Genomic DNA, 15,236 nt, shown 5'->3' with positions numbered 1-15,236 from the left:
GCTCAACCTCCCGACACGACGATGAGGGACACGAGCAGGTCCTGGACCACGACCGCGGGGAGCAGCACCATCCACCCGATCTCCATGAACCGGTCCGGGCGCACCAGCGGAACCTTTCGGCGCAGCCACACCAGCACGGCCAGCACAGCCACGGTCTTGACCAGCACCCAGGCCCAGCCGGGCAACACCGGCCCGGAGCCACCGCCCAGGAACAGCGGCACCGAGAAGGCTGCTCCAGCCACCAGGAACAGGTAGCGCCCGGCCTGGAAGACGAGACGGTCCACGGCCGAGAGCTCGGCCAGCACCCCACCGGCGATGTCTGCTGCCAGCGCGGGAGCGAACGGTCCCCACACGGAGAACCCCGTCACGCCCACTAGGTAGACGAGGAAGGCCACCGGCATCCACACGACGAACCACAGGCCGTCCTGGGCGGCCACCACATCCCCGACACCCAGGCTGCCGGCGGCGATCGCCGGAGCGACCAGGGCGAACATCAGCGGCAGCTCGTAGGCCAGTCCGTGGGCCAGGAAGCGGTAGCCGCCCACCAGGCTGTGGGTGGAGTTTGCGCCCCACCCGGTCAGCCACACCAGGGCCCAGACCATGACGTCGACGACGTTGAACCACACGATGCCCACATCGGGATCGGCCAGCACCCACCGGCCCATCGGGATGACCGCGACGATCAAGAACGCGCCGATGAACATCCCGGCGCCACCGACTCGCCACAGCAGGGTGTCCGCGGCCACGGTGGTGCGTTGGCGTTGCCGCAACAGCCGCGCAGCGCGGCTCAGTGGCGCGGTCCACCCGCCGCGCACACCCAGCTGCCGGGCCGAGAGCACGGCATCGAGAGTCACCGCGACGTAGGCCAGAGCGCACAGGAGGATGCCGGCCACCCCGGCCCACCCCACAGCAGCGATCACCATCCCACTCTCAGGCATGCCCCGTCTCCTGGACGGTCGAGAAGGGTTCCAGATTCAAGCTGGCCACGGCCAGACGCACGGTGGCCAGCTCCAACCCGGTCACCAGATGCGGCATCCTCTCCCACGGCACTGCGCCAGACTCCACGGCCGCCGGGACTGCGCCGCCGCACACCTCGCTCCGGAGCCCTTCCACCATGGACGACAGGCGATCGTGGGCGTCTCCCCGGCAACCCTCCGGCAGGCCGTGCCGTGCCAGATCGGACGGATCGAGGACCAGCACCCCCCGCAGGGACCAGCGCAGCAACCACGATCTCCGCACCGTACGGTGCAACCGCTCGACGACATCCCGGGCGGCACCCTGATCGCCACGCACCAGGGCGTCCCGGGCCCGGCGAGCACGCGCCGCCGCGTCATCCGCCCCGGCCAACGCCAGCAGCGCCATGACGCCATCGCACCGCACCGCAGACGCAGGCACCGGAGGGGCCTGGGGCTCCTTGCTGCCGGCTGCCTGGCCCGCACCGTCAACGACGGACGCCGCAGCGTCGACGACGACATCACCTTGCAGCGAGCAGCACAGCACCAGCCCAGCCGGCCAAAACGGAAGCACAGGACCGAGCGGGAGATGCAGGACATCCATCTCCAGACCGTCCCGGTCCTGACCACCTTGGGCCAGCGCGATCCCGGCCGGGGCCATGTCCATTCCGCCATGACCCCCGTGGCCCGCGTGGTCCATGCCCTCGTGGTCCATGGCCTCGTGGTTCATGCCCTCGTGCCCACCGCGGTCCATGCCCTCGTGGTTCATGCCCTCGTGCCCACCGTGGTCCATGCCCTCGTGGTTCATGCCCTCGTGCCCACCGTGGTCCATGCCCTCGTGGTTCATGCCCTCGTGGCCACCGTGGTCCATGCCCTCGTGGCCCATTTGACCGTGGTCCTCAGGAATCCGAGGCTCCTGCGCCCTCTCCCGGGCATCCGCCCGGTGATACGGGGTATCGAGAAGGAGCGCTGCCGCGTCCTCGAGAGCAGAACCCACAACTGCCGACGAGGCGACGTCGACGCGCACCCGCGGACCGGGCATCTGTTCCCACAGGCGCTGCGCGAGTTCTACCAGCTCGGGACCTGGCACACCGCACACCGCCAGCACGTCCGCATCCGCCGGCGTCCATGCCGCACACCAGCCTCGGAGCAACATCTGCTGCTCGAGCTCCACGCGCGTGAGCCAGTGACCCGGTGCCTCGACGATCAGGACACGGGCGGAGTTGACCGCCAGATGGGCGAGGATTCGGGTCAGACCCATCGGAAGACCCCCTCCCGCCAAGCCCACGTCACGGCGATGAGCAGTGCTCCGAGGAAGAGGAACATCTCCACCACCGCAGTCATCCCCTCCTCGGCCACGACCACTGCCCACGGGTACATGAACAACATCTCGACATCGAAGGCGAGGAAGACGATGGAGGCGGGATACCAGCGGGCGTGGAACCGGGAGAGCGCATGTTCCTGGGGCAACCACCCCGACTGCGCCGGGAGCACCGTTAGTGGCTCGGCCAGTACATTGACAGCCCGGTGGAGCGCATAGAGGAACGCCACAGCGAACACCGCCACCAGCGCCATCGCCACGATCCCGTACACCGCGATCCGCCCTTCTTGACCTGTAGACAACAAACTTATGTAAGCCAGCAGAGGATCGACGCAAAAAAAGGGGGCGTCGTCTGCCACGGACTGCGCACTCAGCAGCATCTCAGCGTCGAGGTCACTTGGCTGGCTGGATCTCGCTCTCCACGACCCACTTGTGATTGGTCATCTTCATGCCATCCATCGTGAGGTCGACCATGTACACCGTCTCATCGCTCGCGCTGTCGATCGTCGCCTCGGCGCCATCCATGCCGGCCATGTGATCGGCATCCAGGACGACCTCGGTACCCGCTTCCAATGGCGCGTCGCCGGGGTCCTTCAGCTCCTCGTGAACGACCCACTTGTGGTCCGTGATCCGCTGGCCGCCGTCCGTGGGCGTGTAGCTGATGGAGTAGGCCGTTGTGTCGAAGGCGCCCGAGATGGTCGCCTCGGCCCCCTTCATCCCCGACATGTGGTCAGCAGTCAACGTCACCTTCGTGCCCACGGGATACGTCGGCGAACTCGCCTGCTCGATGCCCTCTGGAGGAGGTCCGCCATCAGTCTTGTGACCACCCATTGCCTCGCTGGTCCCACTGCTGGACGCGGACGAGTCAGACGTCATCGACGACTGCGGTGACTGCGTCGCGTCATCCTCGGCCGTTCCTCCGCACCCCGCCAGCAGCGCAATTGCCGCCGCGGCAGTCGCTGCCGCGTGAACCTTCCGATGGACCGTCGTCATGCCATCTTCCTTCCTTCGCGCCTTCTCCTCGTGAACTTTCATACCCTTACCCCCTGGCAGCATGTACGGCTGCGTCGGATGGAGCAGGACGAGTTCGAGCAGGGTCCCGACATCTTGAACCAGGGCATGCTGACCAATCGTGGGCACATAGCCCAGCAGCTGTTCGCTCCTGTGCCAGGCGAGCAGGTTTCGGCATACCTCGCTGGGGTAGCCCAAGGACTCTCGTCGACGCGTGCCGCATGCACCGTTGTCGCGTCGCCTCATCGAATGAAGGAGTACAGACATGCACACCGTGGAGCAGATGCTCGAGACCTACCCGAAAGATCTGGGTGGGATCGACAGAGCCAAGTTGATCGAGTGCATCCAAGCCTGCTTCGAGTGCGCCCAGACGTGCACCGCCTGTGCCGACGCCTGTCTGAGTGAGGACACAGTCACTGATCTCACCAAGTGCGTCCGCGCCAATCTCGATTGCGCGGACATCTGCACGACGACCGGCTCGGCGCTTTCGCGCCACACCGGTTACGACGCCAACCTCACGCGGGCTTTCCTCGAGGCCTGTGCGACAGCCTGCAAGTCGTGCGGTGACAGCTGTGAGGAGCATGCCTCGATGCATGAGCACTGCCGGATCTGTGCCGAGGCGTGCCGGCGGTGCGAGCAGGCCTGCCGCGAGTTGATCACCTCGCTCACCTGACCGATTATCGGGGCCGGGTCGCGCGCCACCCGTGATCCGGCCGGCCGAGCTCGTCAAGGGCATGCCGCGCTCAGAGTTCGCGCTGCATGGCCGTGATCTCGGCTTTCTGCGTCTTGACGATGGCCTTGGCCATCCTCTCGACTGCGTCGTCCTCGGTCGTGGTTAGAACTTGATCCGCCATGATCACAGCGCCTTGATGGTGCTGGATCATAAGGGTGAGCCACTGCCGGTCGAATTCGGCGCCAGTGGCTGACGTGAGTGCCGCCATCTGCTCCTGCGTCATCATCCCGGACCCGTGCTCCATGCCGGTGGAACTCGCGGTGGGAGCGTCCCAGTCCTCGAGCCAGCTTTCCATCGTCTGGATCTCGGGGCCTTGGGCGCCTTTGATGTCCTTGGCGAAGTCGCGGACCTGCTCCGAGGCATTGGCTGAAGGTTCAAGAGCGAGGTCGGCCATCGCGATCGCCTGCTCGTGGTGAGGGATCATCATTTGGGCGAACATGATGTCGCCTTGCCGGCCCTCCGCCGTCGTAGAGGTGTCGCTGGTGCTCATCGGTGTCTTGTCGTGGTCCATCCCGGACATGGATCCGTCAGAGCCGCTGGAGCAGGCAGCCAGGGCGCCTGCGGTGAGGGTTGTCGCGACCACGTGAGCAGCGCGCCGTCCAAGGCGGGTCATCGGGGACTCCTTCGCAGAATGTTCGGGGCAGGACCAACCCTCACGTCGCGGAATGGTGATTCGATCCCGATCGTATTGAGGTTGGATGAAGGCCACCGCGATGCCGGTGGAGGATCAGCGCCGCGGAGTCCGAGACCTGGTCGCACAGGCACGACGACTCACTGGACCAATGTCTGGGTGGTCCTTCCTGCATCCGTGGTGCTGATCACGCGCCCGTGGACGGACGCGATGATCTCCAGTTGTCCGTCACTAGTGCGGCCCGCCCACAACGCTTCGGCCGGCCCGATGCTCCCCGGATGAAGGGTCCAGGTCTGGCCGGCGTCGCTGCTGGTTGCCAGTCTGCCCGCGGCTGAAGAGGTGACGATGGTCTCCTCGTCGGCCCAGGCGGCGAGGACGGCGACCTCTGGTGGGGCGAGGGAGGTCCAGGTGGTGCCCTCGTCCTGACTCATGAGCAGGCCAGCGCTTGTGGTGGCCAGCACCTTCCCGGACGTGGGGGAAGCGGCCAGCACCCGTGGCGGTGAGGGAATGTCCCGCGTATCCCAGGTCTCTTTGTCGCTGGTGTGTCGAAGCGTTCCGTCGAACCCGATGACGCCGTTTGGGCCGGCGGTCAGAGCGTGGAAATCCGAGCGCCCGCCGCGTGAGGCGACCTGCCAGGTGCGACCCGTGTCCTGTGACGTGATGAGACCTACTGGCTGGGGGAGGTCGGTACCGGGTGCTGGGTGGCCGGAGGCATACAGAGTGCCGTCGTCGCCGATGGTGAAGCCCATCAGGTCGATGGCAGGACCGTTGCGGACGAGCTTGCCGTCGACCTGCTGGAACAAACCTTGATGGGTCGCCACCAGCACGTCGCCGGTTCGTGGATGTCGAGCGATCCCATGAACATGGATCAAGGGTGCGGGCTGTTGGCTCGCGTCGCTTCCCGCTGGGCTGGACGACTCACCGCCAGTGGACTGCGGTGTCCCGGTCTCGGATGTCGAAGAGCACCCGGCCAGCAGCGCCACCGCAGCCACCACAGCGATACCTCGGGCGACACGTCGTCGACGGGGCCTCATGCGATGTACTCCAACGCGATCATCATGCCGCCCTCTGCGTGGTAGATGTTGTGGCAGTGGATCATCCAGTCGCCCTCGTTGTCGGCGTCGAGGTCGATGGCGAAAGACTGCATGGGGGCCATGAGGACAGTGTCCTTCCTGAGCCCGGAGGGCAGGGCAAAGGTGTGGCCGTGCACATGCACCGGGTGAGTCATCATCGTCATGTTGGTGGCGTTGATCCGCAGTCGTTGCCCGGCCCGGACGGTCAGGGGCTCGTTCTTGCCGAACGGAGCTCCGTTCATCCCCCATGCGTAGGGCTGCATCGATCCGGTGAGAGTGAGCCGCGCGGTTGCATCGGGTCTCCTGCTGGGCAGCTTGGCTGCCTGGGCGGGTCTCAGGTCGGAGCCGATGAGGACCCGTCCGGTCAATTCTCGTGGGCTGGCGTCCCCGCCGGGTGCGGCGCCGCTTCCGGTGCGGGCTACGGCCATGGCCTGACCGCCGCCGGCCTTGCCGACCGGCTTGGCCACCAAGGGGAAGGCCCCGTCGCCGAGGGTGACAATCGCGTCATAACGTTCGCCCATCCCGATATAGAACGCGTCCGTCTCGGTCGGCTCGACCGGGAACCCATCGCTGTGCGTGATCGTCATCCGGTGCCCCCCGAGAGCAACGGTGAAGATGGTGTCGGAGGCGGCGTTGATGATTCGCAGACGAACCTTCTGCCCGGCCTTGGCTCTGAGCGTCTCGGGGTCCGCTGGCGGCCGTCCGTTGATCAGGAAGTGCGGGTAGGTCACGTCTCCGGCGTCGCCCCACGGCTCGGCCTCGTCCATGGCGCCATGGTTCATGCCACCCATCTCGCCGTGGTCCATACCACCCATGCCACCCATGCCCCCGGATCCGGAGTCATTGGCCAAGAGCTTCTCCAGGACCTGCTCGGGCGTGGTGCCTGTTCCGTCGATCCAGTCATCGAGGACAAGGACCCACTCGGCGTCGTAGCCGCCTGGCTCGTTCGGGTCGTCGATGATCAACGGGGCGTACAGTCCCCGGTCGAGCTGAACGCCGACGTGAGGGTGGAAGAAGTACGTGCCCGGATCGGGCGCGGTGAACTCGTAGACGTAGGAGGTCTCCGGCTTCACCGGGTCCTGCGTCATGCCGGGGACGCCGTCGGCCGGGTTGCGCAGACGAATACCGTGCCAGTGGATGGTGGTCTCGTCCGGAAGTTGGTTGTCGAGGGTGACGCGCAGGAAGTCGCCGGCGGTGGCCCGCAGAAGTGGACCAGGCACGGCGTCGCCGTATCCCCAGGTCGAGACGGTGCGGCCCGCTAGATCGAGGGTGATCGGCTTGGCGGTCAAGGACTTGGTCACCACCGTCTGGCCCGGGTCAGGTGAGACCGGCGTCGGAGCGCCGAAGGCCCCCTTCGGCGCGCTGGCACCCGATCCTTTGGTGGCGGCATACGTTCCCAAGCCCGCTGCGCCAGCGGTACCGAGGCCACCGATCAGCAGGCCACGGCGAGTGATAGAGCCCATAGTTCCCTCCAGGGGTCGGTGTACCGACGCGCGTCAGCGCCCATGAATGATCAGGTGACGTCGCTTTTCGTACTCATCGACGCTCAGGTCACCGCGGGCCAGTCCTTCGTCGAGAAGCGTCAGCGCGTCGGTCCGGGTAGGGCCTGTGGCGGTGCTTCTCTGGCCGGGGAACAGTGCGCGCACGGCGAGCACGACGATCACCCAGAAGGCGAGGACGCCTGCGGCCATGCCCAGCCACATCATGTCGCAGCCGTGATTCCACATCATCGGAGACTCCTTCTTGAAGCCGACCTCCCGGCATGCAGACAGGCTCCGGCGGGAAGGTCATGGGTTGGTGGTCGCCGCGTTGAGGTTTGACGAAGATCCTCGTCGATTCGCCGCTGACGTCGGCCGTGGTGCGGCCCTCGGGTGAGACTGTCTGTCGTGAGCACACGAACCCCTGTCGAGCCGTTGTCGAAGGTGCTCATCATCGAGGACGAGAAGACGCTGGCAGAGATGATCGCCGCCTATCTCGCCCGCAGCGAGTACCAGACCACAGTCGAGCACAACGGCGTCGCCGGAGTCGAAGCAGCACGAGAGCAGTCCCCAGACGTGGTGATCCTCGACCTGGGACTGCCCGGACTGGACGGCATCGAGGTCTGCCGCCAGATCCGCACCTTCAGCGACTGCTACGTCATCGTCGTGACCGCCCGATCGGACGAGGTGGACACCCTGATCGGCCTCTCCGTGGGCGCCGATGACTACGTCACCAAACCCTTCAGCGTGCGCGAGCTGGTGGCACGCGTGCAGACGGTCCTGCGTCGCCCACGGGGCGGGAACGCCGGCAACTCCAGCGCTGCGGCAACCCCATGGGTATTCGGCGACCTTCAGGTCGACCCAATCGGGCAGCAGGTCCACCTGAAGGGAGAACCAGTTCCGCTGACACCGACCGAACGGGATCTGCTGATGACCTTGGCCCAACGGCCCTCGATGGCCTTCTCCCGCACGCAGCTCATCGAGGAGGTCTGGGGTGGCGGCTGGGTCGGGGACGAGCACCTGGTCGACGTCCACATCGCTCACCTGCGACGCAAGCTCGGAGACAACCCCGATCTCGCTCGCTACATCACCACGGTGCGCGGCATCGGTTACCGGATGGGGCCCGGATGAACAAGCGCGTCAACACACTCTCCAAGGGTCTGGCGCCTCGACTACTGGCGGGACAGATCCTGGTACTCCTTGCGGGAGCACTGACAGCCGGGCTCGTCGCCGCCGTCATCGGCCCCCCGATCTTCCACGACCACCTCCTCCAAGCGGGGCACCAGGAGAACGCACCCGAGCTGGTCCACATCGAGATGGCCTTTCGGGACGCTTCGCTCATCGCCCTGGGGGTGAGCCTGCTCATCTCTCTGACTGGGGCGACTGCGGTGGCCTGGTTCCTCGCCCGACGGCTGCGTCAACCGCTGGCGCAGATGACCGATGCCGCGCGCGAACTGAGCCGTGGCCATTACTCCACCCGCGTGCCTCATGTCGGTGCGGGGACTGAGCTCGAGACCCTCGCCGGAGCATTCAACGTGATGGCGGCCCGCTTGGAAGGAGTCGAGGACACCAGACGACGGATGCTGTCCGACCTCGCCCACGAACTGCGCACGCCGATCGCGACCTTGAGCGCCTACCACGAGGGACTGCACGACGGCGTGGTGACCCTCGGTGATGACTCTCGTCTCGCGTTGACCGCCCAGACGGAACGGCTGGCGCGACTGGCCGAGGACATCAACGAGGTCTCCACGACCGAAGAAGGACATCTCGCCCTCGACATCCAGCGCCACAAGGTGACTGACTTGTTGTGGGCGGTCTACTGGGGCATGCGTGACAGCTACTCGGAGAAGGGCCTCAACCTGGTCCTGGACGTTGACAAGGCGACAGGACTCGAGACCCTGGTCGACCGGGTCCGATTCGCCCAAGTCATGACCAACCTCCTCACCAACGCCCTCAGGCACACACCCGCCGGAGGAACGATCACCGTCGCAGCGGGACGCGACGGCGGAGAAGCCATCATCACCGTCACCGACACCGGCGAAGGTATGACACCCGACCAGGTGCTGCACGCATTCGAACGCTTCTACCGCGGCGACTCAGCTCGCACAAACGACCAACGAGGATCCGGTATCGGCCTGACCATCAGCAAGGCCATCATCGATGCGCATCACGGAGGACTCACCGCATCCAGCCCCGGCCCCGGAAAGGGCTCATGCTTCACCATCTCCTTGCTGCTCGTGCGATGACGAGTAAGAGACCAAGGGAAGCCAGGCCTTGAGAACCACTGCCTCCAGCAACTGATCCACGGTGGGGCTCCGTCGGGCCCGTTGGGCGTGAGGAAGACGCGACAGGCTGAAGCCGGTTGCTCGTCACCCCGGGCAAACGGGTTGCGGCCGTCTACGAGGACCGTGGGCGAGCCGATGAAGCCCAGCCGTACGGCGCCCTCTGGTGTTTCGATCAGTACCTTGGTGACGGTCTGCTCGTCTCGGCCGAGTCGCGTTAGAACAGTGACTCGACGCTCGGGCAGAGGGGTGGGGAATCCCTCCCAACGAACCGACCTCACGTTGATTCCATCCCACGCCGACTGGCCCGCTCTCCTGTCGAGAGCGAGCTGATCGCTGGCCCCACGACGGCCGTGCACTGCACTACGGGGGGCGGCTCGTGCCGGTTCGCGAGCCTGGAGGTCAATCACCGGGGGCGTCGATCGTTTTTGTGTCGCGGCTGAGGCCCTGTCCAGCGCCGCGTCCTGCGAAGTCAGCGAGTCACGCGATCACCCCGCTCGGGGGCTGGATCGGCGCCGACGTGAAGCGCTGAGAGGGGACAGGCGAGGTCCGCGCGATTGTGCTCGACACCCTTCTCGGGTGGAGCTGCTACGGGTACTATGAGAGCCACGTGCAGCAACCGCCTTGCTGTCGTCCGGCCCCCGGAGGTTGCCGCCTCGCGGGGGTCATTCACGTCCGCAGCCGGTCGAGTTATGCCTCAGTTGTGCCCATGGGAGGGAACGACGAGGGCCTCTGACTGCGTTTCCGCAGGTCAGAGGCCTAAGTCAGTTGGTCGGGGTGACAGGATTTGAACCTGCGACCTCTTCGTCCCGAACGAAGCGCGCTACCAAGCTGCGCCACACCCCGAGGCCGCTCGTGAGCGGCGACAGGCAGGATAACCCAGCCGTGGGCTGCCGCCCCAATCGGCGGGATCAGCCGCCGTCCGAGTCGCTGGAGGAGTCGCTGGTCTCGCTGGTGACGGACGCCGAGGTGCCTGGAGAGGTGCTCGGCTCGGCGGGCGCGGTGGTGTCAGTGGTCGGTGTCCGGGAGGGCGAAGGGGGATTGCTGCTCGGCAGTGGGGCGGGTGGCGAGGTCGTCGCGGGGGTCTGCGGCGGGGTCCACGGAGGGGTCCATGCCGGGGTCGAGGTAGTCGGCCCGGGCGTCCAGGTCGAGGAGGTGGGCGGGGTCCACACCGGCGTCGTCGAGGTGGAGACAGCCGGCGACGCGGGCTGCTGGGACTGGGAGGTGGTGCTTGGCGGGGTCCAGGCGGGTGTCGACGCCCCCGTGGTGGCAGACGGGGATGGAGTCGTCGTCGACGACGTCGAGCTGCTTGACGAACGGGGCGATGAGGACGAGGAGTCACTGCTCGTGGAGCTGACCGGCGAGGTGAAGGTGGCAGAGGGCGGTGGCGCGGGCGGCGACTGGCCAACTCCCAGGGCCGCGACGGAGGCGCCAGCGGCGAAGAGGCCCGCGGTGACGAGAGCGGCAATCTCGGTGGCCTTCATGCTCGGGTCTCCTCACGAGGGATGAGCGTCAGCAGGGAGGCTTCCGGGCGGCAGGCGAAGCGGACCGGCGCAAACCGGGACGCGCCCAGACCGGCGGAGACGTGCAGCCACGACGCATCGGCCGGAGCATCGGTGTCCTGCAGGTCGGCCGCTCCCGGCCACCAGCGCGACAGCCCTCGCGCGCGTCGTCGGTCGAGGTCGCAGTTGGTCACCAGCGCCCCGTACCCGGGCGCGCGCAGCTGACCGCCATGGGTGTGCCCGGCGATGACGAGCGCTGCTCGGTCGGTGTGCATCGCGTCGAGCACGCGCTGGTACGGCGCATGCGCCACCCCGACGAGCAGGTCGGTGCCTGGCCGCGCCTCGCCCGCCACGCTCGGGTAGTCGTCCCGCTCGATGTGCGGGTCGTCGACCCCGACGAGATCGAGGGTGAGATCGCCGACCCGCACCTGGGCCCGGGCGTTGTCGAGGTCCGCCCACCCGGCGGAGGTCATCCCTTCGCGCAGCTCCTCGGTGGGCAACCGGGTCCGGTTCGGGGGTGCCTGCGCGTACCGGTCGGTGAGGTACCTCGCCGGGTTCTTCCAGGTCGGCGCGAAGTAGTCGTTGGACCCCATGACGAAGGCTCCGGGCAGGTCCAGCAGCGGCCCCATCGCGTCCAGCGCACCGGGGATGGCGTCGAGGTGGCTGAGGTTGTCGCCGGTGTTGACGACGAGGTCGGGGTCGAGGTCGGCGAGCCCGCGGATCCACGCGGTCTTGCGCCGCTGCCCTGGGACGAAGTGGATGTCGCTCAGCTGGAGGACCCGCACGGGGCGGCTGCCCGCGGGCAGCACCGGGACGGACCACCGGCGCAGCGTGAAGAGCTGGGTCTCGAGGCGGGAGTAGGCCAACCCGGCCACCCCGGTGAAGGCCAGAGCGCCGACGGCGCGCGCAGGGGAGAGGGATGCCATGGGCCCATTGTCTACGGGCGGGCACGGGGCAGTCGATGCCGGCTGCAGGCGCATGCGACGCGTGGAGAGCGGAGGCGGGGAAGCCACGACGACAACGAAGGGGGAGAATGGCGCCATGAGCGAGTCCTTGAAGGCGACCATCCAGCACGACCTGCACGACGCCATGCGGGCCCGGGACCAGGTGCGCTCGGCAACCCTGCGGATGGCGCTGGCCGCGGTCACCACCGAGGAGGTGGCCGGGGACACGGCCCGGGAGCTGACCGACGCCGAGACGCTCAAGGTCCTCGCGAAGGAGGCAAAGAAGCGCAAGGAGTCGGCGCAGGCCTACCACGATGCGGGTCGGGCCGAGCTGGCCGAGCGGGAGGAGGCCGAGCTCGCGGTCATCGAGGCGTACCTGCCGGAGCAGCTCGACGAGGCGGAGCTGACCTCGATCGTCGACCGCGCCATCGCCGCGACCGGGGCGACCGGGATGGCCCAGATGGGTCAGGTGATGAAGGTCGCCCAGGCGGAGGTGGCCGGCCGCGCCGACGGTGGTGCGGTGGCTGCTCTGGTCAGGGGACGGCTGAGCCAGGCGTAGCCGCCGAGGCGCAGCCCGTCGCGCAGGGGGTCAGCCCGTCTGCTGCTGCTCGGCCGGTGCGCTCGGGGCCACCGGTGGGATGTAGCTGCCGTCGCTGCTCGTGGGGTCGTCTCCGCGCATCGTGGACTCGGCAGGCTCGGGGAAGGTCTTCGCCTCCATCTCCTTGCTCGCGGTGTCCATGATCTGCTTCCAGAGCGGGGCCGCGATGGTGCCACCGAAGACCTGGTCGTAGTAGCGCCCGCCGATGTTCACCCGGTCCATCTGCTTCTCGGTGATCGGGGTGCCCACCCAGACCGACGTGGCCAGCTGCGGGGTGTAACCGACGAACCACGACTGCCGGTGCTGGTCCGTCGTGCCGGTCTTGCCAGCAGCCTCGCGTCCTCCGGCCAGCTGGGCGTTGCTCGCCGTCCCCTCCTTCAGCGGCGCGGTGAGCAGGTCGGTCACGCCTCGGGCGACCTCCGTGTCGATCACCTGCTTGCACTCGGGCCGCTTGATCTCCATCTCCTTGCCGCTGGCCGTCGTGATCGACTCGATCGGGCTCGGCGGGCAGTACTTGCCGTCGGCGGCGAGCGTGGCGAAAGAGCTGGCCAGCTGGACCGGTGAGGTGGAGTCCGAGCCGAGGACGAGGTTGGCGATGGAGTACGAGCCGTCGACCTTCTTCCCGCTGGCGTCGCGCGCGAGGCCGTACTTCTCGCCGTTGCCGTCGGTCAGGCCCATCGCGGTCATCGTCTTGGGGATCTCGCACGACCCGACGTCGGAGGCGAGCTGCGCGAAGGCGGTGTTGATGGAGTTCGCGGTGGCGTTGCGCAGGGTGAGCCGGCCACCGGAGGTGAAGTCGTTCTGCACCTCCCACGGCTCGGTCGTCGTGCAGTTGGAGTCGAACTCGTCCTTGGTAAAGGTGTGCGGCCGCTTCAGACCGGCCACCGGCGCATTGATCGTGGACTCGACCGGCTTGCCCTTGCCGAGCGCGGTCGCGAGGGCGTACATCTTGGCGGTCGACCCGATGGCGAAGCCGTTGGTGCCGCCGTAGGTCGTGGGGTAGGTCCAGGCCTGCTCCGAGAACTTCGTCGTGGCCTGCTCCAGGCCGACCTTGTACTGCGAGGTCTGTGCGATCGCTCGGACCTTGCCGGTGCCGGGCTCGATCATCGCGGCCGCGGCGCCCACGCCGCTCGGGTCACCGTTGGGCACCTTCTCGGTGAGGTAGCGGTGCATCTCCTTCTGCCAGTCCGAGCGAAGCGTCGTCTTGATCGTCAGACCGCCGGTGAAGACCGCCTGCTGACGGGCGTCGGGGTCGGGGCCGAGCTCGGGCATCGTCTTGAGATAGGAGATGACGTAGTTGCAGAAGTACGGATCGACCGCCTTGGTGCAGGTGCCGCCCTCGTTGCGCTTGAGCTTGATCATGTCCTCGAGCTGCTCGCCCTTGAACTTCTCCAGCTGCTCCTCGTCGATCACGCCGACCGCGTGCATCCGGTCAAGCACGACGTCGCGACGCTCCTGCACCGCGGCGGTGTTGGTCCGGATGTTGAGCACGCCGGGGGACTGCACGACGCCCGCGAGGGTGGCGGACTCGCCGATGTCGAGGTCCTTCGCGCTCTTGGAGAAGAAGTGGCGGGCGGCCGCCTCGACCCCGTAGGCCTGGTCGCCGTAGTAGACGAGGTTGAGGTAGCCGCGCAGGATCTGGTCCTTGGTGTGCGTCTCCTCGACGTTGAGCGCGATCTTCATCTCCTGCAGCTTGCGGCTGTAGGTCTGCTCCACCGCCGCCTTGGCCGCCTCCTGGTCGTCCTCACGCAGTGCCTTCTCCTGCAGCATGATCTTGACGTACTGCTGGGTGATCGAGGACCCGCCCTGGGTCTCCTGGCTCGTGAGGTTGCTGAAGAAGGCCCGGCTCGTCCCGCGCAGGTCGATGCCCCCGTGCTCGTAGAAGCGGCTGTCTTCGATCGCCAGCTGCGCCTTGATCATCCACGGCGAGATCTTCTTCATCGGCACGATGATCCGGTTGGCGTCGTACGGGGTCGCCAGGGTCTTGTTGTCGGCGGAGATGATCTTGCTCTGCTGCGCCAGGGAGACGGCGGTGAACTCGTCGTCGAGGTCCTCGAAGGCGGTCACCGTGCTGCGCGCAGCGGTTCCGGCGGCCCCCGCGAGCGGCATGACCAGACCTGCGCTGATCATGCCCATCCCCACAGCCACGGCGAGGAAGGCCCCGAGCAGGCTGGTCAGGTGCGGGGCAGAGGAGCGACGCATGGCGCCAGGGTAACCAGCAAGCCTGAGAGACGCCGGGCGCCGCTCCGGAGACCGGCCGATGCCGTGCAGGGCCTGAGACCCTCACTGACTAGTTCTTTCGGGCTATGGTAAAGAATCGGTAAGCACCTACGATGTGGGACAGCCTCTGCAGACCGCGCGGGGGCATGAGCCGGTCGGGGAGGAGTCTCGATGACCACGGTGGCGTCATCCACGAGGTGGACGAGCGACTGGGCGAGCCGCGGCAGGTGCCTCACCCTCGACCCGGACTCGCTCTTCGTCCAGGGCAAGGACCAGCGCGTAGCGAAGCAGGCGTGCCGTGGGTGCCCCGTCGTCGCCGAATGCCTGGCAGATGCTCTCGACAACCGCACCGAGTTCGGTGTGTGGGGTGGCATGACCGAGCGCGAGCGCCGCGCCCTCCTTCGTCGCCGCCCCGACGTCACCTCGTGGGCCGAGCTCTTCGCGCAGGCCCGAGCCACCGAGCAGCCGGGCTGACCCAGGACCGCTCCGC

At 67.3% G+C, this 15,236-nt stretch carries 17 protein-coding genes and 1 tRNA gene; 6 read left to right on the top strand and 12 right to left on the bottom strand.

Annotated elements, in window-relative coordinates:
• Positions 1 to 2: 2 nt before the first annotated feature.
• From FB557_RS06380 to FB557_RS14525, 4 genes are all read right to left on the bottom strand, one after another.
• Positions 3 to 938 carry a complex I subunit 1 family protein gene (locus FB557_RS06380; RefSeq protein ID WP_144856734.1) on the bottom strand — a complete coding sequence of 312 codons (936 nt, stop codon included), beginning with the start codon at positions 936 to 938 and terminating at the stop codon, positions 3 to 5.
• Positions 931 to 2,214 (bottom strand): hypothetical protein, encoded by a 1,284-nt coding sequence (locus tag FB557_RS14530; RefSeq protein ID WP_246074501.1) that lies wholly within the window; start codon positions 2,212 to 2,214, stop codon positions 931 to 933. Before FB557_RS14530 ends, FB557_RS06380 begins: the two co-directional genes overlap by 8 nt.
• Positions 2,205 to 2,546 carry an NADH-quinone oxidoreductase subunit A gene (locus tag FB557_RS06370; protein WP_007926989.1) on the bottom strand — a complete coding sequence of 114 codons (342 nt, stop codon included), beginning with the start codon at positions 2,544 to 2,546 and terminating at the stop codon, positions 2,205 to 2,207. Before FB557_RS06370 ends, FB557_RS14530 begins: the two co-directional genes overlap by 10 nt.
• A 121-nt stretch (positions 2,547 to 2,667) precedes the next feature.
• On the bottom strand, positions 2,668 to 3,267 hold the full coding sequence (locus FB557_RS14525; RefSeq protein ID WP_246074586.1) for a YdhK family protein: 600 nt from the start codon (positions 3,265 to 3,267) through the stop codon (positions 2,668 to 2,670).
• A 283-nt stretch (positions 3,268 to 3,550) separates the two neighbouring features.
• Here FB557_RS14525 and FB557_RS06360 point away from each other — a divergent pair, with 283 nt between their 5' ends.
• Positions 3,551 to 3,958, top strand: coding sequence for a four-helix bundle copper-binding protein (locus FB557_RS06360; protein ID WP_144856732.1), 408 nt, complete (start codon positions 3,551 to 3,553; stop codon positions 3,956 to 3,958).
• Positions 3,959 to 4,028: 70 nt separating this feature from the next.
• Here the strand turns inward: FB557_RS06360 and FB557_RS06355 are convergent, their stop codons facing one another.
• The 4 genes from FB557_RS06355 to FB557_RS06340 all read right to left on the bottom strand — a co-directional run bounded on the left by FB557_RS06355 (position 4,029) and on the right by FB557_RS06340 (position 7,452).
• Positions 4,029 to 4,631, bottom strand: a complete 603-nt coding sequence (locus FB557_RS06355; RefSeq protein WP_144856730.1) for a DUF305 domain-containing protein — start codon at positions 4,629 to 4,631, stop codon at positions 4,029 to 4,031.
• A 158-nt stretch (positions 4,632 to 4,789) separates the two neighbouring features.
• The gene (locus FB557_RS06350) at positions 4,790 to 5,683 is read right to left on the bottom strand and encodes a F510_1955 family glycosylhydrolase (RefSeq protein WP_144856728.1); all 894 of its coding nucleotides are present in this window, start codon (positions 5,681 to 5,683) and stop codon (positions 4,790 to 4,792) included.
• Positions 5,680 to 7,185, bottom strand: a complete 1,506-nt coding sequence (locus FB557_RS06345) for a multicopper oxidase family protein (protein WP_144856726.1) — start codon at positions 7,183 to 7,185, stop codon at positions 5,680 to 5,682. The genes FB557_RS06350 and FB557_RS06345 overlap by 4 nt, the downstream gene beginning before the upstream one ends.
• A 33-nt stretch (positions 7,186 to 7,218) precedes the next feature.
• Positions 7,219 to 7,452 carry an SHOCT domain-containing protein gene (locus tag FB557_RS06340; RefSeq protein ID WP_007924950.1) on the bottom strand — a complete coding sequence of 78 codons (234 nt, stop codon included), beginning with the start codon at positions 7,450 to 7,452 and terminating at the stop codon, positions 7,219 to 7,221.
• A 156-nt stretch (positions 7,453 to 7,608) separates the two neighbouring features.
• Between FB557_RS06340 and FB557_RS06335 the strand changes: the two genes are divergently transcribed.
• The gene (locus FB557_RS06335) at positions 7,609 to 8,331 is read left to right on the top strand and encodes a response regulator transcription factor (protein ID WP_281290045.1); all 723 of its coding nucleotides are present in this window, start codon (positions 7,609 to 7,611) and stop codon (positions 8,329 to 8,331) included.
• The gene (locus FB557_RS06330) at positions 8,328 to 9,446 is read left to right on the top strand and encodes a sensor histidine kinase (protein ID WP_144856724.1); all 1,119 of its coding nucleotides are present in this window, start codon (positions 8,328 to 8,330) and stop codon (positions 9,444 to 9,446) included. Before FB557_RS06335 ends, FB557_RS06330 begins: the two co-directional genes overlap by 4 nt.
• Before the next feature lie 805 nt (positions 9,447 to 10,251).
• Here the strand turns inward: FB557_RS06330 and FB557_RS06320 are convergent.
• Together FB557_RS06320 and FB557_RS14150 are read right to left on the bottom strand one after the other, a co-directional pair.
• Positions 10,252 to 10,328, bottom strand: a tRNA-Pro gene (locus FB557_RS06320).
• Positions 10,329 to 10,490: 162 nt separating this feature from the next.
• Positions 10,491 to 10,652: a hypothetical protein gene (locus FB557_RS14150; RefSeq protein ID WP_170236217.1), complete on the bottom strand. Its 162-nt coding sequence runs from the start codon at positions 10,650 to 10,652 to the stop codon at positions 10,491 to 10,493.
• Here FB557_RS14150 and FB557_RS06315 point away from each other — a divergent pair.
• Positions 10,638 to 10,991, top strand: coding sequence for a hypothetical protein (locus FB557_RS06315; protein ID WP_144856722.1), 354 nt, complete (start codon positions 10,638 to 10,640; stop codon positions 10,989 to 10,991). The two genes, FB557_RS14150 and FB557_RS06315, sit on opposite strands and share 15 nt — an antisense overlap.
• Here the strand turns inward: FB557_RS06315 and FB557_RS06310 are convergent.
• Positions 10,963 to 11,910, bottom strand: a complete 948-nt coding sequence (locus tag FB557_RS06310) for a metallophosphoesterase (protein WP_144856720.1) — start codon at positions 11,908 to 11,910, stop codon at positions 10,963 to 10,965. The two genes, FB557_RS06315 and FB557_RS06310, sit on opposite strands and share 29 nt — an antisense overlap.
• Before the next feature lie 115 nt (positions 11,911 to 12,025).
• Between FB557_RS06310 and FB557_RS06305 the strand changes: the two genes are divergently transcribed.
• Positions 12,026 to 12,487: a GatB/YqeY domain-containing protein gene (locus FB557_RS06305; RefSeq protein ID WP_144856718.1), complete on the top strand. Its 462-nt coding sequence runs from the start codon at positions 12,026 to 12,028 to the stop codon at positions 12,485 to 12,487.
• Positions 12,488 to 12,517: 30 nt separating this feature from the next.
• Here the strand turns inward: FB557_RS06305 and FB557_RS06300 are convergent, their stop codons facing one another.
• Positions 12,518 to 14,728, bottom strand: a complete 2,211-nt coding sequence (locus FB557_RS06300; RefSeq protein WP_144856716.1) for a transglycosylase domain-containing protein — start codon at positions 14,726 to 14,728, stop codon at positions 12,518 to 12,520.
• A 189-nt stretch (positions 14,729 to 14,917) separates the two neighbouring features.
• Between FB557_RS06300 and FB557_RS06295 the strand changes: the two genes are divergently transcribed.
• On the top strand, positions 14,918 to 15,220 hold the full coding sequence (locus tag FB557_RS06295; RefSeq protein WP_144856714.1) for a WhiB family transcriptional regulator: 303 nt from the start codon (positions 14,918 to 14,920) through the stop codon (positions 15,218 to 15,220).
• Positions 15,221 to 15,236 lie beyond the last annotated feature (16 nt).

It is taken from the genome of Marihabitans asiaticum, from assembly GCF_007828725.1.
In the GTDB taxonomy this organism is placed as follows: Bacteria; Actinomycetota; Actinomycetes; order Actinomycetales; family Dermatophilaceae; genus Marihabitans; species Marihabitans asiaticum.
This window is presented reverse-complemented; position numbering and strand designations above follow the sequence as displayed.